Origin of the sequence: Rahnella selenatireducens, assembly GCF_046449555.1 — a bacterium.
Lineage (GTDB): Bacteria > Pseudomonadota > Gammaproteobacteria > Enterobacterales > Enterobacteriaceae > Rahnella > Rahnella selenatireducens.
In genome coordinates this window covers 1-24,207 of record NZ_JBKEZJ010000031.1, presented here as the reverse complement: position 1 = coordinate 24,207, position 24,207 = coordinate 1, and the positions used below count along the sequence as shown (strand labels likewise).

General features: G+C 53.3%; 19 protein-coding genes, 1 tRNA gene and 3 pseudogenes. 6 read left to right on the top strand and 17 right to left on the bottom strand.

Features of this window, described 5'->3' with window-relative positions:
* Positions 1-232: 232 nt before the first annotated feature.
* The 5 genes from tssG to ACLBVC_RS24360 all read right to left on the bottom strand — a co-directional run bounded on the left by tssG (position 233) and on the right by ACLBVC_RS24360 (position 4,941).
* Positions 233-1,333 carry a type VI secretion system baseplate subunit TssG gene (tssG, locus tag ACLBVC_RS24380; protein ID WP_410151748.1) on the bottom strand — a complete coding sequence of 367 codons (1,101 nt, stop codon included), beginning with the start codon at positions 1,331-1,333 and terminating at the stop codon, positions 233-235.
* Entirely contained in the window at positions 1,297-1,971 is a 675-nt protein-coding gene (locus ACLBVC_RS24375) for a type VI secretion system baseplate subunit TssF (protein ID WP_410151753.1), read from the bottom strand. The genes tssG and ACLBVC_RS24375 overlap by 37 nt, the downstream gene beginning before the upstream one ends.
* A 123-nt stretch (positions 1,972-2,094) precedes the next feature.
* On the bottom strand, positions 2,095-2,670 hold the full coding sequence (locus tag ACLBVC_RS24370; RefSeq protein WP_410151746.1) for an Ail/Lom family outer membrane beta-barrel protein: 576 nt from the start codon (positions 2,668-2,670) through the stop codon (positions 2,095-2,097).
* Between the two features lie 48 nt (positions 2,671-2,718).
* A complete protein-coding gene (locus ACLBVC_RS24365) occupies positions 2,719-3,276 on the bottom strand; it encodes a toxin-activating lysine-acyltransferase (RefSeq protein ID WP_410151745.1) in 558 nt (185 codons plus the stop codon).
* Positions 3,277-3,285: 9 nt separating this feature from the next.
* Positions 3,286-4,941, bottom strand: coding sequence for a ShlB/FhaC/HecB family hemolysin secretion/activation protein (locus ACLBVC_RS24360; protein ID WP_410151751.1), 1,656 nt, complete (start codon positions 4,939-4,941; stop codon positions 3,286-3,288).
* A 703-nt stretch (positions 4,942-5,644) separates the two neighbouring features.
* Between ACLBVC_RS24360 and ACLBVC_RS24355 the strand changes: the two are divergent.
* Positions 5,645-6,235, top strand: a pseudogene (locus ACLBVC_RS24355) (S16 family serine protease); the annotation flags it as partial.
* Positions 6,236-6,279: 44 nt separating this feature from the next.
* Here ACLBVC_RS24355 and ACLBVC_RS24350 read toward each other — a convergent pair.
* On the bottom strand, positions 6,280-6,948 hold the full coding sequence (locus ACLBVC_RS24350; RefSeq protein ID WP_410151744.1) for a hypothetical protein: 669 nt from the start codon (positions 6,946-6,948) through the stop codon (positions 6,280-6,282).
* A 182-nt stretch (positions 6,949-7,130) separates the two neighbouring features.
* Between ACLBVC_RS24350 and ACLBVC_RS24345 the strand changes: the two genes are divergently transcribed.
* Positions 7,131-8,042 (top strand): alpha/beta hydrolase, encoded by a 912-nt coding sequence (locus ACLBVC_RS24345; protein ID WP_410151743.1) that lies wholly within the window; start codon positions 7,131-7,133, stop codon positions 8,040-8,042.
* Between the two features lie 210 nt (positions 8,043-8,252).
* Here ACLBVC_RS24345 and malG read toward each other — a convergent pair whose 3' ends face one another.
* Together malG and ACLBVC_RS24335 are read right to left on the bottom strand one after the other, a co-directional pair.
* On the bottom strand, positions 8,253-9,143 hold the full coding sequence (malG, locus tag ACLBVC_RS24340; protein ID WP_410151742.1) for a maltose ABC transporter permease MalG: 891 nt from the start codon (positions 9,141-9,143) through the stop codon (positions 8,253-8,255).
* 13 nt (positions 9,144-9,156) lie between these two features.
* A pseudogene (locus ACLBVC_RS24335) lies at positions 9,157-9,564 on the bottom strand (ABC transporter permease subunit); the annotation flags it as partial.
* Between ACLBVC_RS24335 and ACLBVC_RS24330 the strand changes: the two are divergent.
* Positions 9,560-9,997: pseudogene (locus tag ACLBVC_RS24330) on the top strand (transposase); the annotation flags it as partial. The pseudogenes ACLBVC_RS24335 and ACLBVC_RS24330 overlap by 5 nt on opposite strands.
* A 54-nt stretch (positions 9,998-10,051) precedes the next feature.
* Here the strand turns inward: ACLBVC_RS24330 and ACLBVC_RS24325 are convergent.
* Complete coding sequence (locus tag ACLBVC_RS24325; RefSeq protein WP_410151741.1) at positions 10,052-12,322, bottom strand: TonB-dependent siderophore receptor; 2,271 nt, start codon at positions 12,320-12,322, stop codon at positions 10,052-10,054.
* 230 nt (positions 12,323-12,552) lie between these two features.
* On the opposite strand from ACLBVC_RS24325, the gene fes reads away from it, so the two are divergent.
* Positions 12,553-13,908 (top strand): enterochelin esterase, encoded by a 1,356-nt coding sequence (fes, locus tag ACLBVC_RS24320; RefSeq protein ID WP_410151740.1) that lies wholly within the window; start codon positions 12,553-12,555, stop codon positions 13,906-13,908.
* Here the strand turns inward: fes and ACLBVC_RS24315 are convergent.
* The 5 genes from ACLBVC_RS24315 to ACLBVC_RS24295 form a co-directional block, all read right to left on the bottom strand.
* Complete coding sequence (locus ACLBVC_RS24315; RefSeq protein WP_410151739.1) at positions 13,876-14,679, bottom strand: ATP-binding cassette domain-containing protein; 804 nt, start codon at positions 14,677-14,679, stop codon at positions 13,876-13,878. The genes fes and ACLBVC_RS24315 overlap by 33 nt on opposite strands.
* Positions 14,676-15,704: an iron-enterobactin ABC transporter permease gene (fepG, locus tag ACLBVC_RS24310; RefSeq protein WP_410151738.1), complete on the bottom strand. Its 1,029-nt coding sequence runs from the start codon at positions 15,702-15,704 to the stop codon at positions 14,676-14,678. Before fepG ends, ACLBVC_RS24315 begins: the two co-directional genes overlap by 4 nt.
* Before the next feature lie 2 nt (positions 15,705-15,706).
* The gene (gene fepD / locus ACLBVC_RS24305) at positions 15,707-16,741 is read right to left on the bottom strand and encodes a Fe(3+)-siderophore ABC transporter permease (protein ID WP_410151737.1); all 1,035 of its coding nucleotides are present in this window, start codon (positions 16,739-16,741) and stop codon (positions 15,707-15,709) included.
* An 11-nt stretch (positions 16,742-16,752) separates the two neighbouring features.
* The gene (fepB, locus tag ACLBVC_RS24300; protein ID WP_410151750.1) at positions 16,753-17,721 is read right to left on the bottom strand and encodes a Fe2+-enterobactin ABC transporter substrate-binding protein; all 969 of its coding nucleotides are present in this window, start codon (positions 17,719-17,721) and stop codon (positions 16,753-16,755) included.
* Between the two features lie 176 nt (positions 17,722-17,897).
* Positions 17,898-17,974 (bottom strand) — tRNA-Ile (locus ACLBVC_RS24295).
* 142 nt (positions 17,975-18,116) lie between these two features.
* Here ACLBVC_RS24295 and mug point away from each other — a divergent pair.
* Positions 18,117-18,614 carry a G/U mismatch-specific DNA glycosylase gene (gene mug, locus ACLBVC_RS24290; protein WP_410151736.1) on the top strand — a complete coding sequence of 166 codons (498 nt, stop codon included), beginning with the start codon at positions 18,117-18,119 and terminating at the stop codon, positions 18,612-18,614.
* Positions 18,615-18,696: 82 nt separating this feature from the next.
* Here mug and rpoD read toward each other — a convergent pair whose 3' ends face one another.
* The 3 genes from rpoD to rpsU all read right to left on the bottom strand — a co-directional run bounded on the left by rpoD (position 18,697) and on the right by rpsU (position 22,830).
* A complete protein-coding gene (gene rpoD, locus ACLBVC_RS24285; protein WP_095923569.1) occupies positions 18,697-20,535 on the bottom strand; it encodes an RNA polymerase sigma factor RpoD in 1,839 nt (612 codons plus the stop codon).
* Between the two features lie 195 nt (positions 20,536-20,730).
* Entirely contained in the window at positions 20,731-22,479 is a 1,749-nt protein-coding gene (gene dnaG, locus ACLBVC_RS24280; RefSeq protein WP_410151735.1) for a DNA primase, read from the bottom strand.
* A 135-nt stretch (positions 22,480-22,614) separates the two neighbouring features.
* Positions 22,615-22,830 carry a 30S ribosomal protein S21 gene (rpsU, locus tag ACLBVC_RS24275; protein WP_001144069.1) on the bottom strand — a complete coding sequence of 72 codons (216 nt, stop codon included), beginning with the start codon at positions 22,828-22,830 and terminating at the stop codon, positions 22,615-22,617.
* A gap of 315 nt (positions 22,831-23,145) precedes the next feature.
* On the opposite strand from rpsU, the gene tsaD reads away from it, so the two are divergent.
* Positions 23,146-24,159 (top strand): tRNA (adenosine(37)-N6)-threonylcarbamoyltransferase complex transferase subunit TsaD, encoded by a 1,014-nt coding sequence (tsaD, locus tag ACLBVC_RS24270; RefSeq protein ID WP_410151734.1) that lies wholly within the window; start codon positions 23,146-23,148, stop codon positions 24,157-24,159.
* Positions 24,160-24,207: the final 48 nt, after the last annotated feature.

The window sequence follows — 24,207 nt, the reverse complement described above, 5'->3', positions numbered from 1 at the left end:
ATTTGATTAGACCATTACAGCTTGTTCCGGTGTGTAACGCTGCGTCATTAACACAATCCTCTTTGACTACATATTTGCGACTTCGGTCTCAATATCGAAATGTGCCTTTTTGCTCCCGTCAGAGTATCCAATACCTCAACCCCAGATGTTGCGATCTATATTCCCGTTTTTCTCAGAGCCGATACATCGGCAGCGATGCGCCGAATATTTAGGCAGAAAAGGGCGTCCAGCGTTAACCGGTAAACATTTTCTTTATTTCAACGTTTTTATCCCTTATCCGACCCAGTTTCATCGTCACCTTCTCCGGCATTTTATCGAGATTATCCTCCCTTAATCCCATTACGACGTTATATCCCATCAGCAATGAACGGTCGCCCAACCGCGGCAGCGGTGCCAGCTTCATCGGAATCGTCAGTTTTAGGCTGGCGTCATAATCGCAACCCAAATACACACGCAACAAAGTAAATACATCTTCCCGCAGCTGCCCGCCCGGCAACCAGCCTTTGGCTTCCTCCGGATCTTCGGTGTACATCTCCACGCCAATACGGTAGTTCACGTCCGCTGTTTCACTGCCCAGAACCAGATGGTCACCTAAGCGTTGTTTGTCCGAAAATGAGAATCTGGCCCTGTTCGCCGCAGGCATTATCGCGACCTGATGGGGCCTGACGGTGACTCGGGTATTCGGAGCCTGCGACATAATAACGCTGGCGATGCCTTCAGCGGTGCGGGTAGGGCGCACCAGTGGCTGTAATAGCGCCAGCAGCCTCGAGGCCGGCGGCGTGTCGGGATGTGTGATACCCGCCAGGGCCATCATATTTTGCGACATATTGTCGGTGCCGCCCGCTTCAAAGGTGGCGGGATAGCTATATTTACGCCAGATCCGATAGAACTGGGTCATAAGCCGGTGGTTGAAGATATCCAGAAAGGCTTCCACGACGTCATGACCATCACGTTGTTGCGTGATGTCATCGATGTAGCTGGTCGGCAGGGGCGAATCGATGCCGTACAGCCCATGAAATGTGGTTCTAACCGTAGGCGGGTCGTTTGGACATTCCGGGTCTGTTTCAACCTGTTTGAGTTCGCTGACCGGAAAACCCATCCCCGGATGTGGGCGAAAGCGTACCGGATCGTCGTTGGGATTAAAGGTGCTGCCGAGTGGGGGACGTTCCGGTGTCAGTTCTTCCAGAATCTGGCAAAAACGGTAGAAGTTAAACTCCGGTGTCCGGTCCTTGCCCTCTGCATCTTGCCAGAAAGCAGGCAGTGCGTCGGGATGGTCATCATCGTTGCGGTCACTCATCAGAACAGCACCCGCTTCAAACGTCTCTCCGGCCATGCCCAAACGATACCTGAATGTTTTAGCGTAACTGTTAGCTGAGTCAGGCGGCTGATACTGGCGTATTGGGTATAAAATTGCTCAAGGATCTCACTGAAAAGTCGTGCATCCCCAATTCCGCTGTATTGGTTTTCATCGAGAGTCACGCTGATAGCCACGCCGTGCCAGCCCTCGCCCGGATAGTGGATCTGTTTATAACCCACATGCTGGATACCTTCGATTCGCCGTGCGTTGTCGGGATCATGCGTCCAGTTCAGCAAGCTTAGGGCATGGCGAAGTGATTCGGTCTCCATCAGATTTGCCAGCGCCTGCGGATGCAGCAGCGACATAACTTGCCATTGGTATCGCTCAGTAGTTGGCGGATAGCCTGGCAACGTAGGAGCATGGCGCGTGCGGCAGTGCAACGTCAGGTTGCCGACTACAGCACGACCATCAAATACCGCACTTTGCAGTGCCATGCGCGGGTAGTTACCGTTGGTACAGGTCATGTTTAGAAACAACGTCGGGTCTTCTTCCAGCCTATCCTGCTCGAAGGCGCTGCCGCCCAGCATCAGAACGGTATCGTTAAGTCCGTGCGGGCCACGTTGCATCCGGGTATGAAAATACCGTTCCGGCCACTCTTTTTCGTATTTAAGCAGCCCGCTTTTATGACGAAACTGGCTGTAAGGCGTATAGAGAACGCTATCTTGCGTTTCCGTTCCGGAGACGATATCGTTTCAGGTCATCAGAAGATCTCCCGGCCGATACCGGGAGCGATGGCATCAGAAGCGGTAACCAATACCGATATTGAAACCGTTGATACTGTGAGACTGGTCAGCCGCATCCAGGCTGGAGCCTTCGTAACCGATATCCACTGCCACGTTTTCCATCGGGTTAATCTGCAGACCCACGCCGTACATCAGGGATGTCTTGCTGATATTGCCGGTTTCGCTGCCCATGTAGCGGTAAGAACCTGATTCATAGTTGGTCCAGGATGACCTGTAATCCACTTTGTTATAGTTGAGACCGAGCAGGCCATAGATGCTGATGTACTCATTAAAGCGATATGCGGGGCCTGCAGAGAGTGAGTAATATTTAATATCCACGTTGTTGCTGATGATGTCTCTCGTCAGACGGTAGGAATAATCGTCACTCCCGCTCATGTAGGTGAAAGAGCCAATGACGCTGACAGGTGAATCCCACTCATAGCGGTACTTGAGGTTCACCCCGTTAATATTATTCAGTCCCTGCACTTTACTTTGCGCATAACCTATCGAGACAGTTTGTTGATCTGCCAGAACCTGCGAACTGAAGCCCAGAATGGCGACCAGGGCCGGAACCATCAATAACGTTTTCATTGCCTTATCCTTTTAGTGTGTAGAGCCTGCCATAGCAGTGATTTGAGGTCATTCCAATCCCTGCCAAGCATCAGCAGGCGGGGATTCGTGAAGAGAAACCGATAATGGATTATCAGCACGCCAGGCTCTGGCCTGCTGATGGCTGACACGGTCGCCTTTGAAATTGATGACCCGCTGGCCTTTTTCAGCACCACGGTGATAAAGCGCCCGGAAGCAGCGTTCGGGAAAAAGGGTACTGCAGACCAGGCGGCTCATGGTCATGGTGTCGCCAAAAGGCGCGATCCAGTCGCGGATCCACATACGTTCGCCGCTGGCCCAGTCACGATCCTGTACGCTGATCGCCGGTTGTGTCAGGTAGCGCTGCTCGGCGATGTCGTCCAGCCACATCCAGCTGAGGAAAAACAGCGGCGTCGCGTCGCGGCTGACTAAGGCATATTGCTGCCTTTTAATAATGGGCAGAAGCACCGTCGGCAGCGCATGCAGAGGCAGGTCGCGATGTTGAGCCGAGTGCATCCATAACCAGACGGCTGCACCGAAAACTTCAGCTTCACTCATATCCCCACCAATGATCATGGGTGAATGAACGTCATAAGGCCCTATTTGCATCCCTGCCTCTCAATACTGCCAGTTGAGGTTAAAGCCCAGCGAAACTGGATCGGTGCTAAAGCCATCGGGTTTGGAGAACGGCACGGCGGCAAACAGGTCATAACCTGTTTTAAATGCCGCACCGCGAATACCGATAGCGCCCCCGGCCAGGTGGTTGCCCACCAGATATTGCGTGCCATTGCCGCCGACTTCGCCGTAGTCAACGCCCAGATAAAGTTCCTGCGCCGGAACCGGCGTAGCCCAGGCGATATCATTACGCACAAACCAGCCACGATCGGCGTTCAGTGTGCGCTCGCCGTCAAAACCGCGGACCGTCCAGCGGTTGCCGATAGCAAACTGATCCTGCGGCGTCAGCGGCGTATTGCTGAACTGTCGCTGGTATTGCAGGTTGTAATGGAATTTTTGGTTAGCCAGCGCGAAAGGAATGTCGAGCTGAGACGAGATTTGTACGATTTTGCTCAGTGCCGTGGCATCGCCGAAACTCTCTTCCGGCGCAGGCATCGCACCAAACCAGCGGGTGCCGCGCTGGTAACTGATGCCCGCATCCAGGGTGGCCTGGGCAATATAGTGACGATGTTGCAGACCGACGCGCCATGCGGCAGTGCGACGACGTTGCACTTCGACTTCCGTATCATCAATGTAGTTTTTTGACTCGCGGGCCAGCACATCGTAAGTCAGGGTGGTTTTCTGGCTGCCGTTACGATGCAGAACGCGGCTGACCTGGAAATCGACGTTGTTGCTTTTACCGCTGTAGCGGTAATCACTGTTCAGACCGGCCACTGTCTGGTGGTAGTCATAGCTGTTGGCCGTGAGGCCAAACATCCAGTATCCGAAAGGTACGGAATAGTGACCCGTGACGTTATCCGAACCTTTTCCGCCTTTACTCTCCAGACTGCTGCTGCCGGAAAGATAGAACAAGTCGCTGAGTGAAAAAGGGTTGTCCAGCGACAGCGTCAGGCCGCCCTGATAACGCCCGGTGCTGCGGGTCCCGGAATCATCCAGTGAAGCACCCACCCGCCACATGCGCTGCTGCTGCCAGTGCAGGGCAATATCACTTTCCCCCGGCTGACTGCCGGGCACGATTTCCATGTTGGCCTGCACCGTAGGCAGCCGCTGTAAATTCTCCAGCCCCTGTTCGATATCGCGCAGATCTAATAGCTTGCCTTCATGGGCGGGGAACGCGCTGTACAACGTGATGTAGTGACCGCTGTCCGGCGTCAGTTTTACCTGGCGGACTTTACCCGGGACCACGACCAGTTTGAGTTCACCACTGTTGAGATCCTGCTGCGGAGCCAGCACGCGGGTAGTGATGTAGCCATGATCCACCAGGCGGTTTTGCAACGTGCTCATCAGCAGGTTGATGCCTTTCCCGCCCAGACAGTGGCCCAGTGCCTGATTACTGATGTGCTGTAACGGCAACCAGTGCGGCAGGGCGTCTGTGCCCGAAAGGGTGACCTGCGAAATTGTAAAGCACGGAGTTTCCTGCGGGAAAATGATGCGACCAAAACTCCCCGAAGGCGGAGAAAGGCGAACGTCAGGTGCGTTGGGGGTCAGGCGTTGCTCTAACGCCCGCTGCTGTTCCTGCTGATGAATAAGCTGCCGGTCACCGGCGGTCAGGGCACGTTCAGGGTTATTTCCCGCAGCATTTGGCACCGTTGAATTCATCAGAGGTGTAGGAACCTCGGAGGCGGCAAACAAAGGCAATGACCATAGCGCCAGCAGGGCAAAATAGGGGCGGCAACGCGCCAGATGAGCAGGGTAAATCACAACATATCCTTATGTATGGAACGCAAAACATCCCTTTTTATGTCTTACTTATTTTCATAAATTTACACTTTACGTACAAAATATCAATAAAATGGTCAGTGACTATACAAAAAAATTTAGAATTAGGATAAGTCACCCTAACTCCCTTCGTGCGGATACGGGACACCACAATGATCCTTAACTATGTGAGCGCTGAGGCTTATGAAAAGGAGCCGGGTTCGTTTACTCTACTGCTTAGTTTGCAAACTAATCAGATGTGGGATCTCCTTCCGATCGGGGGGACCACGAGTTGGCCAATTAAAGAAGCGTAATAGTTAATTTCAACAGAAAAAAACCATGCTCATACTGCTTATTACGCGGGCCAGACTGACCTTAGATATCCTGTGCCTGAACGTCACTTTAAGCCCAGACCGGTCATATACATGATTACGGTACAACCCCAGAAAATGCCGGGTCTCCCTGAGCGCTTGACGATACAGAAATGAACGAACCGTTTTATTTGACTTCAGTTCCGCCAGGCGAATGATTTCAGCAATCACATCGGTATAGCTGTGTGCCCGGGCATCGTAGTAGTCAGGACGGTGAGCAGGTCAGCAGGCCAAGCGTACCTGAGCAAGGCGGTAGTGAACTAATCCCCCCGGGGTTACCTAAACCTGGCGTCATCCACTTAGTCACTCAGGCGGATTCCGGATTAACGGGACTGTATCGCTTTGAGACTCGGATGATGGCTGGCAGTAGTAAACATAGCCTCTCCGGATTAGGGGTAAATACGATTGCCAATGAGGCGATCAGAGTTGGATTTGATTACTTCAAAGGAAACTTTAATCGCATCAGCGCTGCGGCAAAATTCTCTGAACATGAATATCATCTGCATGTCATCGAGTTGCATGGTATTGGGTCTGGGAGTCATTCCAGCCTTGCTGCGCTGATTGCTTTTTGTTCCGTACTGCTGGGTAAACCGGTTCAAGAGCAAATGGTAGTTTTGGGTAGTATGACATTAGGTGGCGCTATTAAGTCCGTTCAGGATCTTACTGCCAGCTTGCAGGTTGCATTTGATAGTGGAGCGAAGAGAATTTTACTACCCATGGCCTCCGCGATGGATATTCCATCGGTTCCAGCAGAACTGTTCTCAAAATTCCAAATCAGCTTCTATTCAGAACCTGTTGATGCAGTTTATAAAGCTTTAGGATGAGCTAGTATATAATCAGACCACATAAAGTAGCTACTCAGCCTCGCTTAAATGTCCGAGGCTTCAGATTTAATTTCGAGCGCTAACTCAGTCAGTGCGATCATCCGGTCATATCGCATTATTAGCTGATAGAAAAATATTGAGATAAAGGTTAGTCCTATATACCCGTAAGCGATAGCGGATACCCAATTATAGGTACCTGGGATTTTGATTAATGTTGCTATTGTAGCCACGATGCCAGGAAGAATACCGAACTTATCAATAGGTCCGATCATAAGCGTCATTCGTTTTTCCAGGCATGATCTTTCATGTTTGACCTCTAAAAGTCCCAGTCGCAATTCATCATTTTTTAATTTAATAAGGAATGGGAGATATTTTCCATCTACAAAAAACTCAGTTTTTATATTGAGATCAACAGAATCTCGAAAAGGCAGAGAAAATGACCTCTTTATTTTTGCTCGATGCGAGTAGATTGTATATGCATTCATGACAGGAAGGGTGATATAAGCCAGTAGAAGCAGAACTATACTCGATAATTTTAGCCAATCATTTTTATTTAGATGATAGAGGAAAGCTAATATTACAGAAACGGTAACTAATACAATGCATAACAATAGAATAAATACGTCAGAGTCATGTTTTTCTTTTTTGACTCTCTTTCTTTTTTCTTCAATCTCAATTAATTTTAATATATTAAGGTATTTAATGCTCATCATAACATCCTTCTTTTTTAATAATCTGAGTATTCTATTTTATCCGTAAGATTGCCGCAATATTTTGATATATATAATCATATAAATATTGGGGTGTGACATTAGTCATAGTGAATTCAAGCTATTTCCTCTTTGGCCCAGCAGTATTACACTCCTAAATTCCCCCACACTCAGGAAGATCCCCCATGCCTCTGGAACCCGAAATCGCCTCCCTCGTTAATGATTTTATCGCCGCAGGTCGTCCGTCATCACGCAGTCAGACTTATGAGGCGCGTCGTGCCGGGTATGTTGCCAGCACGGTTTTGGCGGGGGAGATCGAGCAGCGCGTAAATGTTGAAGATGTGGTTATCGATGGCATTTCATTGCGGGTGGTGTCGCCTTTAAATGCGGATGAAATACTGCCTGCTGTGATCTATTTTCATGGCGGCTGTTTTGTGAGTGGCGGTTTTGCGACGCATGAAAATCAGTTGCGTCAGCTTGCCTTTTTCAGCGGCTGTCGGGTGATTGCGGTGCAATACCGTCTGGCACCTGAGCACGTTTATCCGGCGGCGCACGATGATGCGGAACGAGCTGCAAATCTGATCCGGGAACATGCCGGGAGGTTGGGCGTTGATCGCCGCCGCATTGCCTTTGCGGGGGACAGTGCGGGCGCACATATTGCCCTGATAACAGCGTTTCGCCTGCGCTATGCGGGGCAGTGGTTACCTCAGCAGCTGGTTCTGATTTACCCGATGATTGACGCCACGGCGTCATCTGCCAGCCATCAGCGTAATGGTTTTGATTACGTCCTCACCAGCGACACGTTGCTCAGCGGTTTTGAAGCTTATTATCCTGACACGGATTTTATGCATCCTGAAGTCAGCCCGTTATGGCGTGATGATTTCTCCGGGTTGCCGCCGGTGCATATCATTACAGCCGAATACGATCCGTTATGCGATGAAGGTGAAATGTTGTTTACCCGCCTGACGGAACAGGGCGTCAGCTGTACAGCGCAGCGTTATCCGGGCGTTATCCACGGTTTTTTCCAGCTTGGCGGAATCAGCCAGACGGCGCGAAATGCCATGCGCGATATCGCAACCCGCCTCAGCACCCTGTAGGTCATCATAATTCTCAAATAAAAAAAAGCGGCCTATTAAGCCGCTGAAGACACAGGGAAATCAAACCCTCCTTCATACTTCGAACTGCAGATGCGTTGGCTGCACTCGCTCACCCGAATCACTGATTTATTCTCAGCTCATCGGGATTCACTCACTTGCCGCCTTTCTGCACCTCGAATTATTTTGGAGGTAAGCGCATTAGTCTTACAGTTAACCTTTCACACCGCCTGCCGTCAGGCCGCCGACCAGCCAGCGTTGGGCTATCAGGAACACTGCCGTAATCGGGATGGCAGACAGAATTGCGGCAGCCGCAAAGTCGCCCCACAGGTAGTTTTGCGGGTTGAGATATTGCTGCATACCCACCGCCAGGGTGTAGCTGTTTACGTCACGCAGTAACAGCGATGCCACCGGCACTTCGGTAATCGCGGCGATGAACGACAGAATAAAGACCACCGCCAGAATCGGGACGGACAGCGGCAAAAGTACCAGCCGGAAGGCCTGCCACGGGCTGGCGCCGTCCAGCGCGGCGGCTTCTTCCAGCGAGCCGTCGATGGTTTCGAAATACCCTTTGATGGTCCAGACGTGTAACGCGATGCCGCCCATGTACGCAAAAATGACGCCGCCGTGGGTGTTCAGCCCGAGGAACGGTACGTAAATGCCCAGGCGGTCGAAGAGGGCGTATAACGCCACCAGCGACAGCACCGCCGGGAACATCTGGAAGATCAGCATCCCTTTAAGCAGCGAGCTTTTGCCACGGAATTTCATGCGGGCAAAGGCGTAGGCGCACGTCGTGGAAAGCGCCACGATCCCGACGGCGGTGATCCCGGCGATCTTGATTGAGTTCCACAACCACAGCATGACCGGGAACGGCGGCGGCGTAATGCTGCCGTCGCTGTTGGTCACTGTAATTCCCAGCGCCAGTTTCCAGTGATCCCACGAGACCTGATCGGGGATCAGGCTGCCGGTTGCAAAGTTACCCGGCCGCAGCGAGATTGCGAATACCATCAGCAGCGGGAACAGGATCAGTGCCAGAAAGCACAGCAGCAAAAGGTGCGTCACCAGTAATCTGACTTTTTGCGACTTAGGTTTAACCATTGGCATTTTGTGTTTCTCCTCAGTCGAATTTCATGCGTGAAGCTTTCAGGTTCACGATAGCCAGTGCGCCAACCAGCAGGAAGATCAGCGTGGCAATCGCCGCCGCCAGCCCGAAGTCCTGCCCGCCGCCGCCTTCGAAGGCGATGCGGTAGGTATAACTGACCAGCAAATCGGTGTGTCCGGCCGGTGTGGTGGTGCCGAGCATGTCCGGGCCGCCGTTGGTCAGCAGCTGGATCAGCACGAAGTTATTAAAGTTAAACGCGAAGCTGGCGATCATCAGCGGCGTCAGCGGCTTGATTAACAGCGGCAGCGTGATGCGGAAGAAGTTCTGCATCGGCGTCGCGCCGTCCATTGCAGAAGCTTCGTACAGATCGTCGGGAATGGCTTTCAGCAGGCCCATGCACAGGATCATCATGTACGGATATCCGGGGGGAGAAATGACTGAACTCTACAGCCACCGTTGGGAGATCGAACTGGGTTATCGTGAAATCAAGCAGACGATGTTACTGAGTCGGTTAACGCTGAGAAGTAAAAAACCAGAGCTTGTCGAGCAGGAGTTATGGGGCGTGCTGTTGGCTTATAATCTTGTTCGTTATCAGATGATTAAGATGGCGAAAAACCTTAAGGGTTACTGGCCGAACCAGCTAAGCTTCTCAGACTCGTGCAGTCTGGTGATGAGGATGTTAATGACGCTTCAGGGCGCATCACCGGGCCGGATCCCAGAACTGCTGCGTAATCTGGAGAGTATGGCGCAGATGGTGAAGCTGCCGACAAGAAGAGAAAGGGCCTTCCCAAGAGTGGTAAAAGAGAGACCCCGGAAGTATCCAAAAGCACGGGGAAAAAGCCAGTCAGTTGCTTAACTGACTGGCATTACCACCTTTGCAGGTGGCTTTTTTTCAGGTCAGAGGCTGTGCTTAGAAGTGCGTGTTCAGGCTCATGTAGAAAGTCCGGCCCGGTTCGTTGTAGGTTGCTGCACCCGCGCCGTACATATAGGCGTTAGTGGTGGCGTTACCCACTGTCTGGGCATTGCCCGCGCGGAACTGACGCTTGTCGAACACATTATCAATACCTGCGGTTATGCTGACATTTTTAGTCGCCACGTACGTGCCACTCAGGCCAACCACTGAATACGGGCTGACTTCATTCTTCTCACTTCCGGTTACGGCTTCACCCTTGTAGTTGTATTTTTTCGGCTTCTGACGGCCATACCAGGTCAGGGTGGACTGCACGGAGAAATCTTCCGTTGCCTGCCAGCTCAGCGTGGAGTTGATCGTAAACTCAGGGATGATCGACAGATAATCGCCGGTCTCTTTGTTTTTACTTTCAATCATGTAAGTTCCGTTGTTATTCCAGGAAATAGTGCTGGTGACCGGAATATTCAACGTCCCTTCCAGACCCTGAACGACGGCTTTAGGTATGTTTTGCCATTTATAAACGTCAGTAGTACCCGTCGTTGATGTGCCGGTTGGCAGATAGCCCGCTTCAATTTTGTTGCGGTAATCGTTACGGAAGTACGTCACGCCCGCCTGATAGCCGTTGCGGTGGAACTCAAGACCGATCTCTTTGTTGATGCTGGTTTCTGCATCGAGATCTTTATTCCCCACCAGATAACAGCCACCGCCGCTGGCTGCACAACCCTGGCCTTTACTGTAAAGCACGTAGTTCGGGTTGGTCTGATACAGGCTTGGCGCTTTGTAGGCACGCGCGATCCCCATTTTCAACGTGAAATCATCGCCCAGTTCCTGAGACAGATTCAGGGAAGGACTCCAGTTATTGCCGACAATAGAATGATGATCGAAACGCAGGCCCGGAACCAGCATTGTGCTGTCGGTCAGTTCGATGTTGTCTTCCGCAAATAGCGAGAAGATTTCCGCCTGCGAATACGGGCTGCGGCCGGTGCTGTCGATACCGTCAATGGCACCGCCGAGCATAGACTGAACGTTGGAAGACGGATCTTTCATCTTCTGCTGGTTCCATTCAGTGCCTAACGTGGCGGTTTGCGGCACGCCTAAATCAAACGGAATGCTGACTTCGCTGTGCGCAAGAATGTCGCCCAGCGCGATGGTGTTGAAGCTGTCGTCAGAGAAAATCCCCTCGGTGCCTCCCGCCAGACCTTCATCCATGCGTGAGTTACGGGTTTTTTCGTACTGCACATAGTTGGTGGTGGAAACGCCGTTGTCCCATGCGCCTTTGTACGTCAGGGCGTAGGACTGGCGGTAAATACGGTTGGTCTCTTTGCCGTACATACTTTTAACCAGCGCACTGGTATTGGTGTTTTGCGTGTCACCGGCGTACAGGTTGCCCTGACGGCTGTTGGACACCTCAAACTCCAGTGACTGCATGCGGGCGAAATCCCAGTGCAGCATGGCGTCGATATTTTTATTGATGACGCCTTCGCGACCTGCCGGAACGGTGTCGGCATAGGTGCCGGTGCGTTCGGACTGATGGCCGTCGTTGATATACTGCGAATCAGCCTGCGTTTTGCTGTAGCCGCCAAACAGACGGAAACTGAACTGGTCGCTGAGCGGGCCGGACAGGCTGAAATCGGTGCGTTTCGTTGAGCCTTCTTCTTTATGCTGTGGCGCGTTCATGTAGGTATTCCATGAACCGTGCCATTCGCTGGTGTCTTTTTTGGTGATGATATTCACCACGCCGCCTGCCGCGCCGTTGCCATAACGCGCCGCCGCCGGGCCGCGGATCACTTCGATGCGGTCAATCATATCTGGCGGAACCCAGCTGGTATCGCCGCGGGTATCACGCTCACCGCGCCAGCCCTGACGTACGGAGTTGCGGCTGTTCACTGGTAAACCGTCGATCAGGATCAGGGTGTTTTCCGGGCCCATGCCACGGATATCAATCTGGCGGTTGTTGCCGCGCTGGCCGCTGGTGGAGTTGCCGGTCAGGTTTACGCCGGGCATGGTGCGGATCAGTTCGTTGATGTCGCGTGCCGGTGGGCGTTTTTGGATTTCGTCAGACGTGATGGTGGAAACACCCGGAGCCTGAAGGTTTTGCTGTGCAGCGGTGACGACTAGAGTGTCTTCGGTTTTTTTCGGCGTTTCTGCGGCCGTAGTCCCGGTTTCTGTTGCGGTTGTTGCGGAGGTTTCTGCTGCGCTGACGGGGAAAGTAAGCGCTGATCCCAGCCCGATTAAGGTTGCCAGCGAATAGTGTGGTAGCCTGCTTTTCATGTCGGATTCTGCCCTGAAATTCCATCCTTTCCTGAAAAATAGCGAGATTGAACAGGAGGATGGCCTGTTGTGTGTGTAGTTTTTATTGACCCGCGTTACGGGCGGTAACACATTATTGCAAATGAAAATAATTATCAATGCGATTGGCATTCCTAATTTGTAGGGAAAGTGTAAAGCGCCGTACCGGGAATGTTTTTTCTTGTCTGCCAGAAGGCTGTAAAGCGTAAAAAATGATGAAATATCAGCATCCGGAAAAGCCTATTGCTCAGGCCATGTTGTTGGAACCTCTGGCCGGAAGTGCCGCGTGGTGGAATGAAATTGCTACGCGGGGAACGCCGTGGACAGAACCTTCGCGCGATGGTTTTTGTCGTGTGACGTTCTTCTGGCGGGATCCGCAGGGCGACGAAACGACGTCGGAGACCCAGCGTGTCTGGATCAACATCAACGGCATCACCGATCACCATCAGTCGTCGCCGCCGCAGAGTTTGCAGCGGCTGGCCGGAACGGATGTCTGGCACTGGCAGACCGAGTTGCGTGCGGACTGGCGCGGAAGCTACAGCATGATCCCGCGTACCGAATCCGGCGCTGAATTTCCGCAAAATAACGATGATTATCAGAGCATGCTTGCCGCGCGCGAATGGTGGAAAAACCTCTTCCGCCACGCGACGCACGATCCGCTGAATCCGCATCGCCCGTGGCCCGGTGCAAAATCCCATGCGTTGTCCGGCCTGCATATGCCGGAAGCATTGCCGCAGCCCGCCTGGGCAGAGTTTGATCTTCATGGCCCGAAAGCGCCGCAAGCTCCGGCTGCGTTAGAAACATTCCGCTGGAAAAGTGCGCGTCTGGGGAATATGCGAAACGTCTGGGTGTTTACCACCGGCGCAAGCCAGGAGCCTGCTTCGCGCCCGCTGGCGATCCTGCTCGACGGCCAGTTCTGGGCGAAACAGATGCCCGTCTGGCAGCCGCTGATGCAGCTTACGCGCGAAGGGGCACTGCCCGACGCGGTCTACGTGCTGATTGATGTTATTGATATTCAAACTCGCAGCCGCGAGCTGACCTGCAATCCGGAGTTCTGGCTGGCGGTGCAGGACGAGTTATTGCCGCAGGTGAAAAAACTGGCCGCGCACAGCGATAACGCGCAAAAAACGGTGGTCGCGGGGCAGAGTTTTGGTGGCCTTTCTTCGCTGTACGCCGGTTTGCACTGGCCCGAACGTTTCGGCTGCGTGCTGAGTCAGTCGGGGTCTTTCTGGTGGCCGCGCCGCCATCGTCAGCAAGCCAGTGATGATCAGCAAGAAGCGGAAAGCATCCTGTCCCAGGTTGAAAAAGGACTGGGGGAACGCAGCCATTTGAAAATCTTTATGGAAGCCGGCAGAAACGAAAAGCTGATTTATGACGTGAATAATCAGATGGAGGCGCTGCTGAAACCGACCCCCAATCAGGTGCATTACCGTGTGCTGGAAGGCGGGCACGACGCGCTGTGGTGGCGCGGAGGTTTGCTCGACGGCCTCTGCAGTCTGTGGGATGAGACACAGTGGGCCGCCGGGGATCCTTCGTCAAACGGCAAAATTACCGAGCGGAATAATTAACGGCGTATGTGACACCGGGCAGTCGATGATTGAGCAACGCAATCCGAAAACCTGCTCAATCAGTTCCGGCGTCACGATATCGGCAGGCGCGCCTTCTGCGAGGATTTTTCCGTCGCGCATGGCGATAAGATGCCCGGCGTAGCGGCAGGCCTGATTCAGATCGTGCAGCACGACGACCAGCGTCCGACCATTTTCCTGATTCAGGCGACACATCAACTCCATCAAATCAATCTGATGAGCGATATCCAGCCAGGTCGTCGGCTCGTCCAAAAGCAGCAGCGGCGTTTGCTGCGCCAGCACCATGGCAATCCACACCCGCTGGCGCTGACCGCCGGACAGTGAATTCACCGTGCTTTCCGCCAGTTCATAAACACCGGTTGCCCGCATCGCGTCATCGACAGCCTGTGTGTCCTGCACATTCCAGCGGCTGAACAGATTCTGGTGCGGATAGCGCCCGCGACCGACCAGATCGGCCACCGTGATATCGCCCGGCGCGGTCGAACTTTGCGGTAATAAGCCCAGCCGTTTTGCCACGTCTTTCGTGCCGTAATCGCCAATCAGTTTTCCGTCGAGAAAAACCGTGCCGGACTGCGGCTGCATCAGGCGGCTCAGCGTACGTAATAACGTCGATTTTCCGCAGGCGTTAGGCCCGATAATCACCGTCAGTTTTCCTTCCGGAATCGACACCGACAAATCCCGTGCGATGACTTTTTTGTCGTAACCGAGCGTCAGGTTCTGCGCATACAGCGGTGAAAAATGTTCAGTCTTCATGAGCGGCGGGACTCCCGGATGAGCAAACCAATCAGATAAATACCGCCGAGACTGACGGTGAGCACGCCGACGGGCAGTTGATAAGGCAGGAAGAGACGCTGCGCCGCGACGTCAGCCGCGAGCAGCAGCAGTGCGCCGGTCAGTGCGGCAAAAAATAACGCGTGCTGCTGGCTGGCGCACAGGCGGCGAGAAATCTGCGGTGCCACCAGCGCGATAAAGGAAATGGGCCCGGCCAGCGCCGTTGCAGCGGCGGTTAGTGCCACGCCCGCCAGCATCAGCAGCAGACGCGAACGTTCCACCGGGACACCCAGCGCGCACGCGGAATCGTCACCCATTTCCAGCAGACGCATTCGCGAGGAAAGCTGCCGGGTGAGGAACAGCGCCACGACAATCAGGGCGATCACCGGCAGGCTTTTTTCCCACGTAATCCCGTTGAGCGAACCCGCATGCCATAACCCGGCGGTGAGCGCAGATTCCAGCGACGCGTTGATAATCAACCAGGTATTGCCCGCAATCAGCAGCGCTCGCACGCCGATACCGAGAATAATCAGGCGGAAGGTTTCGACGCCCTGACGCCATGCCAGCGCATAAACCAGCAGCGCACTGACAATGCCTCCGGCCATGGCGCCAATCAGGGTTTCACCCGCGCTGGCGTTGAATAACACGATGGACAGCAAAACGCCGCTGTAGGCGCCGGTGTTAAAACCGATGACGTCCGGGCTGCCCAGTGGATTGCGCAGCAGCGACTGGAAAATCGCACCGCTGACGGCCAGCGCTGCGCCGAGGACCAGCGCCATCACCACGCGCGGCAGACGCCACTGAGTCACAATGATGTGCAGATTTTTCGGACCATCGCCGAGCAGGGCGCTGACGACCTGAGCCGGTTTCAGCGCCAGCGCGCCGCTGCCCAGCGCAAATATCGCCAGTAAGAGTGTGCATAAAGCTAACGCCAGCGCCGTCAGAAATGGCCGCGAAATTAGCGTGTTTCTTTTCAGCGTGCGGGATTCAGATTCTCTCTGGCTCATGGCTAACCTCTGCGCAATCCGCCGGGGCGGCGAACCAGAAAAATAAGCACCGGCGCGCCGATAAAGGCGACGACGACAGAAACCCGCAACTCACCGGTGACCAGAAGCCGCCCGGCGATATCCGCCGCAAGCAACAGCGTTGGCGTGAGAACCAGCGTCCACGGCAACAGCCAGCGGCGATCCGCACGACAAATCCAGCGCGCCATATGCGGCACCATCAGGCCCACAAATGCGACGGGGCCGACGGCCGCTGTCGCGCTGCCGCATAACAGCGTGATGGCCAGTAATCCCAGCAGCTGGGTCGTGATGATTTTAGTGCCCAGCGCGGTCGCCAGTTCACTGCCCATCGTCAGATTATTCAGGGAGCGGGTCATCAGCAAACTGAGGAAAATGGCGAAAAGGATCGGCGGTGTGACGGTACGGATCACCGCCATATTGCGGATATCCAGCGAACCGGCCTGCCAGAAGCGCAGCTGATCGTAAACCTGCGGATTCAGCAGGGAAATTCCCGATGAGAACCCTTCCAGAACGGCCGCCAGCGCAACGCCCGCCAGCGTGAGACGAACGGGATCCAGCCTACCGCGCCCGAGTGCGCCAATCATGGCGACCAGCAGCGTCGCTGATAAGGCTCCGGCAAACGAGAACCACAGATAACCGCTGACATCTGTGGCACCAAAGAAGGCAATCCCGAGAACGACCGCAAACCCGGCGCCGGCGTTAACGCCAAGAATACCAGGGTCGGCCAGCGGATTTCGGGTCAGGATTTGCATCAGCGCGCCTGATAATCCGAGCGCCATTCCCGCCAGTAAACCTGCCAGCGTTCTCGGCAGACGGGCGTCGGTTACGATCACGCAGTCAGCGCTGGCGCAGTGCCCGTTGAGTGCTGAGATTACTGTGCTGAGTGAAAGAGGTTTCGCGCCCAGCAACAGACTCAGCGCCATCATCAGAGCAAGCAGCAGCACGGCAAACAGTATTCTGGTGGCCTGTCGCGAAAACTGCCCCGGCGATGAAACGCGGGGCGCAGGAATTGCGTGCATAAGACGAGGCATCAGCGGGCGGCGAACAGGGTTTCAAGCTGCGTCAGCATGTTGCTGGCGCTGTAATAATCCAGCCTGAAAGTGTCATCACCCATCGCATAAACGTGCCTGCCTTCTACGGCAGGTAATTTCGCGAGGAAAGGATTGCTCAGCAGGCGCTCCGAGTCGCTTTGACTGGCGGAGAACAGCAGAAGGGTCTGGCCGTTCAGCGCGTCCGGCATTTTCTCGCCGGAAAGCTGAATGATGTCATGACGTTTGCCCTGACTCAGGCTGGCGGCGATATTCAAAGGCACCAAGGCCATTTTAAACCCTAACTCTTGCAGCAACTGTCCCTGCGGCGAGGCGGGGGTCCAGAGATTTGCTGTTTTGCCATCGGCGCTGTAAACCAGTGCAGAAACAGGCTGTGGCGGCAGTTTCATGGCTTTTTTTAATGCGGTTTCGCGCGCCTCAAACCGGGCAATAACGGCAGCAGCATCGGCTTCCTTGCCGGTTGCCTGACCTAATTCCTTCGCCAGATCCTGCCAGCTTTTGTCGTCATAATTAACCACCATGGCCGGCGCAATCGCGGAAAGCTGATCATAAAGCTTCAGGGCGGAATCACCGCCGGTGGCAGCAATAATAATTAAGTCTGGAGCCTGACCGGCAATGGCTTCGGCATTCGGTTCACCGATGTACAGACGTTCAACTCCGCGTTGTTTCGCGACATCTCCCCACTGGCGGAAGAAGCCCTGCTGATCGGCAAATCGGCTGTTTGGCCCGGAAGCCCCGCTGGCAATCACAGGCGCGTTGATGGCCAGTAATGTCCCCGTGACCGTTACGCTGGTAGACACAATTCGCTGAGGAGGTTGCTGCAATGTGAGGATGCCATGCGAAGTTTTTATCTCGCGAGGCCAGCCTTCCGCAAAGGCGTGAGTGCTGAAAATCAGTGATAAAAACAGCCCGGCGATCCCTGCAAAAATGCGAAAACCAGCGCTAATCATTGGATCCATTCCCTAATCTTTAATGTTAATGGTTCTCATTATTATATTTGAGCGAGGCGGGGTCAATCGCGGGAGGGGGAGAATAAGGGTAAAGGTCTGGTTAAGAAGGGAGTTATGGAAACAAAAAAACCACTTCTTGCGAAGTGGCTTAATCGTTTGAATCTGAAACCAAAATTTGGTGGCCCTTGCTGGACTTGAACCAGCGACCAAGCGATTATGAGTCGCGTGCTCTAACCAACTGAGCTAAAGGGCCGAGGTGCGGGATTATACGGTAAACCTTGCTTACAGGTCTATATGTGTTCGGTTCGTATGCGCGTTTTGTGCACAGTTCTAGTATGTTGTGTTCGCGGACTTTTTTACCCATAACTCGAGCAAATACGTCTTAGGAAAACATTATGCTTACAGATATCCTCGTGGAGGATCTCCAGGTTGTATTTTGCGGCATTAATCCCGGTCTTTCTTCTGCTCACAAAGGGTATCCTTTTGCTAATGGCAGTAACCGTTTCTGGAAAGTCATTCATCAGGCGGGATTTACCGGGCGTCAGTTAGCGCCGCAAGAGTGGCTGCAGTTGCAGGAATTCGGTTGTGGTATCACGGCGTTAGTGGCGCGTCCGACGGTGGAAGCCAGCGAGCTGAAAAGTGATGAATTGCGTGATGGCGGTGAGGTTTTAAAAGAGAAAATCTTGCGTTATCAGCCGCGTGCGTTAGCCATTCTGGGTAAACAAGCTTTCAGTAAAGCGTTTGGCATCAGCAAAGTGAACTGGGGACATCAGGCTCTGAAAATTGGCCGGACTGAGGTCTGGGTTTTGCCGAATCCCAGCGGGCTGAACCGCGCAACGCTCGATGAGCTGGTCGCTTCATATCGTGAACTGTACGCGTCACTGAATCCCTGAACTTCTGGCGAGTCCGGATAAAAAAGCCCCGCCATTTCCAGAGAAAGGCGGGGCTTTTTAACGGCTGACAGCCTGATGACGATTAATCGTCCAGGAAGCTGCGCAGCACTTCGGAGCGGCTTGGGTGGCGCAGTTTACGCAACGCTTTCGCTTCGATCTGACGGATACGTTCACGGGTAACGTCGAACTGTTTGCCCACTTCTTCCAGCGTGTGGTCAGTGTTCATGTCGATACCAAAACGCATACGCAGAACTTTCGCTTCACGTGCGGTCAGGCCAGCAAGAACGTCGTGCGTAGCAGAACGCAGGCTTTCAGACGTTGCAGAATCCAGTGGCAGCTCGAGGGTAGTATCCTCAATAAAATCACCCAGATGCGAATCTTCATCGTCGCCGATTGGCGTTTCCATGGAGATTGGCTCTTTCGCGATTTTGAGCACTTTACGGATTTTGTCTTCCGGCATCAGCATACGCTCAGCCAGCTCCTCCGGCGTAGGTTCGCGGCCCATCTCTTGCAGCATCTGACGGGAAATACGGTTGAGTTTGTTAATTGTCTCAATCATATGTACCGGGATACGGATGGTACGCGCCTGGTCAGCGATGGAGCGGGTGATAGCCTGACGGATCCACCATGTCGCATAAGTTGAGAACTTATAACCACGTCGATATTCAAACTTATCAACGGCTTTCATCAGGCCGATGTTACCTTCCTGGATCAGGTCGAGGAATTGCAGACCACGGTTGGTGTATTTCTTCGCGATAGAAATAACCAGACGTAAGTTTGCTTCAACCATCTCTTTCTTCGCGCGACGGGCTTTCGCTTCGCCGATCGACATGCGACGGTTGATATCTTTAACCTGTTCGATAGTCAGGCCGGTTTCTTCTTCGATCTGACGCAGTTTCATCAGACCGCGTTGTACGTCTTCGGTCACTTCTTTCAGCTTCTCAGACCACGGTTTACCCATAGCCAGAGCGGCATCAAACCAGGTATCGCTGGTTTCGTTACCGGCGAACAGATTGACGAAGTTTTTCTTCGGCATTTTGCACTGTTCAACGCACACTTTCATGATCAGACGTTCCTGAGCACGAACGCGATCCATCATGGAACGCATGCTGTTAACCAGGAAATCGAACTGTTTTGGCACCAGACGGAACTGCTTGAACACGTCAGACAGTTTCAGAATTTCTTCTGCTGCGCTCTTGTGGCTACGGCCGTTTTTCTTGATGACCAGACGCGTCGCTTCATGCTGTTCACGCAGTTCGGTGAACTTCTGGCGGGCCAGTTCCGGGTCGATGCTGTTGTCGTCTTCAGCATCGTCGTCTTCATCTTCGTCTTCGTCGTCATCATTCTGCTCTTCTGTGGTCAGTTCAGAACCCACGTGAGTTGCAGTTGGCGCGATTTCTTCTTCGGCGTTAGGGTCAACAAAACCGGTGATCAGGTCAGACAGACGAACTTCGCCTGCTTCAACACGGTCATATTGCTCTAACAAATAAGTGATAGCTTCAGGATATTCAGCAACGGAGCACTGAACCTGATTGATACCGTCTTCGATACGTTTAGCGATGTCGATTTCGCCTTCACGGGTCAGAAGTTCAACGGTACCCATCTCGCGCATATACATGCGCACAGGGTCGGTGGTACGGCCAATTTCAGATTCAACGCTGGAAAGTACCTGCGCCGCCGCTTCTGCAGCGTCTTCGTCGGTATCAGGGCGGTTTTCGGCCAGCATCAAATCATCGGCGTCAGGCGCTTCTTCAAGAACCTGAATGCCCATGTCGTTAATCATCTGGATGATGTCTTCGATCTGGTCGGAATCGACGATATCTTCCGGCAGATGGTCATTGACCTCAGCATAGGTCAGATAGCCTTGCTCCTTACCACGGGTGACAAGTAGCTTAAGCTGTGACTGCGGGTTTTGCTCCATAAGACGGTATCCACACTTCAGAGTATTTGGGTTGGTGTCGGTCGGGTAACATCGCCAACAATAACGTTAGGGGCGTTTATTGTGCCGCGGCCCACCAGGGCGGCTCTGCGCAGGGCCATGCCCCGCTATATATCGGCACTTAAGCCGTGTTTTCTGTGATAACGCTTCACGCGCTATCATTAATGTTCTTATTTTTTAAGACTTCCTCGCGAGTACCTGGTTCAGGGAACTGACTTCTGTGCGTTCCTCCGGACTCAGGCCATGCGTCCTGGCTTTTGCTATCAGGGTTTCAAGCCGCTGCTCTAAAATAGAGTCATACAGGCTGGCTAGCGTGGCACGAAATTCCTCTTCGACCATCTCCTCTACGATCATGTGGTTCCATGTCGCCAGAGTTTCAAGTTGCTGGTAGAACTTATTGTCACGATAAAGTTCCAGTAATTGGCCTGTTGTCAGCCCCGGCTGGGCTAAGCAAGTGGTAACTAACTCGCTGAACAGATCCAATCCTGGTTGCTTCGCTTGCTCCAAACCTTGCAGCGAGGGTATAAGTGTAGCCAGTTGTGGGTTTTGTACCAGTAACCCTATAAGTATACGCATGGTTGTGCGTTTTAGCTGGGGGGCCTGGTAGACATTGCTCCCTTCTGCCTGTTTAGGCATCAGCTTTTCCAACTGGCTGTCATCTAAAATGCCGAGCTTATTCCCTAATTGCTGACGCAAATACATCCGTAACGTTTCACCGGGAACCTGGCGGATCAGCGGCAATGCCAGCATGCTCAATTTGGTCCGCCCGTCAGGGCTGCTCAAATCAACCTGCGGCATCAGCGAATCAAACAGGAAAGTGGAAAGCGGCATCGCCTGCTCCATCCTTTGTTCGAACACTTCTTTGCCTTCTTTACGCACCAGCGTGTCCGGATCTTCGCCGTCGGGTAAAAACATAAAACGCAGCTGACGCCCATCGTTGAGATACGGCAATGCCGTTTCCAGTGCGCGCCACGCGGCTTCACGCCCCGCGCGGTCACCGTCATAACAACAAACGATGTTATCCGTGCTGCGGAACATCAGCTGAATGTGGTCCGCCGTCGTAGAGGTTCCCAGCGACGCAACGGCATAATCGATGCCGAACTGCGCCAGTGCGACGACGTCCATATACCCTTCAACGACCAGCAAACGCGCCGGGGAAGGGGCTTTCAGCTGTGCTTCATACAGGCCATACAACTGGCGGCCTTTATGGAAAATCTCGGTTTCCGGTGAGTTCAGGTACTTCGGCGTATCGTTGCCCAAAACCCTGCCACCAAATGCAATCACACGGCCACGTTTGTCGCGTATCGGGAACATTACCCGTTCACGAAAACGATCATAGCTGCGTCCGTTGTCATTGGTGACCAACATACCGGCGTCGATCAGAGACGCTTTATCATCGGCATTCTTACCGAAACGCTTTAACACGTTGTCCCAGCCCGGGGGGGCGAAACCAATGGCAAAATGATTGATGACGTCTTCACTTAAACCGCGCCGGGCAAGATAGTCTCTGGCCGGTGCACCTGCGGGTTGTTTAAGTGATTGCTGATAGAACTCGCTAAGCGGTGCCATCAACTGGTAGAGGCTTTGACGCTGATGACGCTCCATCTGAGTCGGGCCCGTGCCTGCTTCGTACGGCACTTCCAAACCCTGCATTGTCGCCAGTTCCTCAATGCTTTCGACAAACTCAAGTCTGTCATAGTTCATCAGGAAATCGACGGCATTGCCGTGGGCACCACAGCCGAAACAGTGATAAAACTGCTTATCGCCATTTACGGTAAATGAGGGTGTTTTCTCATGGTGGAAAGGGCAGCACGCGTGATAATTTTTACCCTGTTTCTTGAGCTTTACACGAGCGTCGATCAAATCGACGATATCGATGCGAGCCAGCAAGTCATTGATAAATACGCGCGGAATTCTCCCAGCCATAAGCCCCTTACTCACTAGCCTATAAACGAGAACAAGCCGCGCATTCCTTTCGGAAAGCACGGCCTTCGTATGCTACTACGCAGTCTGCGCGTTCTTAATATTGCAAATCACGCGATTTGGGGTTGCCCCCGAAGATTAATACAGACGAGTGCGGCGTGCGTTTTCGCGAGCCAGTTTCTTGGCGTGGCGTTTTACTGCAGATGCTTTAGCGCGTTTACGTTCGGTAGTCGGTTTTTCATAGAATTCACGACGACGAACTTCTGCCAGAACACCTGCTTTTTCGCAGGAACGCTTGAAGCGACGCAGAGCTACGTCGAACGGCTCGTTTTCACGTACTTTAATTACAGGCATGTGCCTCTCACCTCGATAAAATCGGTTTGTTTGCTGATGTTGTACCAGCACATTTCAAAATGGTGCGGAATTTTACTCCAATTCGCGTCGTCTTGTAAAGCACAACGGCAAATTGAAGCGGGCGCCTTTTGCAACCCTTCTGCAACATAGTGCGCTCGCTTTTGCGTCGGGCGGCGATTATATACCAATCAATCCAAATTGCTCGACATTAATTGCCAGTCACGTGAGTAATTCCTTCACCAGTGCAGCACTGGTCGGGGCTTGTGTGCTAAACTGCGCGCCGCGAGTTAGCGCGAAACTATGACGGAAAGAGTGATGCGAGTACTGGGTATAGAAACGTCCTGCGATGAAACCGGAATTGCAGTTTATGACAGCGAAGCCGGTCTGTTAGCCAACCAACTGTATAGTCAGGTAAAACTGCATGCAGATTACGGCGGTGTTGTGCCTGAACTGGCCTCGCGTGACCATGTACGTAAAACAGTACCGCTTATTCAGGCTGCGCTGAAAGAGGCCGGGCTGACCGCTCAGGATATCGATGGCGTGGCGTATACCGCCGGTCCGGGGCTTGTCGGTGCGTTGCTGGTCGGCGCAACCATCGGGCGTTCTCTGGCGTTTGCCTGGAATGTGCCGGCGGTGCCTGTTCATCATATGGAAGGCCATTTGCTGGCCCCGATGCTGGAAGATAATCCGCCTGATTTTCCGTTTGTCGCGTTGCTGGTTTCCGGCGGTCACACGCAGTTAATCAGCGTGACCGGCATCGGTGAATATACCCTGCTCGGTGAGTCCATCGACGACGCTGCAGGCGAAGCGTTTGATAAAACAGCCAAATTATTAGGGCTGGATTATCCGGGTGGCCCGTTGCTGTCAAAAATGGCGGCGCAGGGTGTTGCCGGGCGCTTTATGTTCCCGCGCCCGATGACCGATCGTCCGGGGCTGGATTTCAGTTTTTCTGGCCTGAAAACATTCGCTGCCAACACGATCCGTGGCAATGACAGCGACGCACAAACCCATGCCGATATTGCCCGCGCATTCGAAGATGCCGTGGTGGATACGCTGGCAATCAAGTGCAAACGCGCGCTGGATCAGACTGGTTTTAAACGTCTGGTTATGGCCGGTGGTGTCAGCGCAAACCGTACCTTGCGCGCGAAGTTAGCAGAAATGATGACCAAACGTGGGGGCGAAGTATTCTATGCACGCCCTGAGTTTTGTACCGATAACGGTGCAATGATCGCTTATGCGGGTATGGTGCGTCTGAAAACGGGTGCAACGCCGGACTTAGGTGTGACCGTACGCCCGCGCTGGCCGTTATCTGAGTTGCCGCCAGTCTGATCGGAGCTGTGGCTGCGTTGCCAAAGCAAAAAAACGACCTTCAATGAG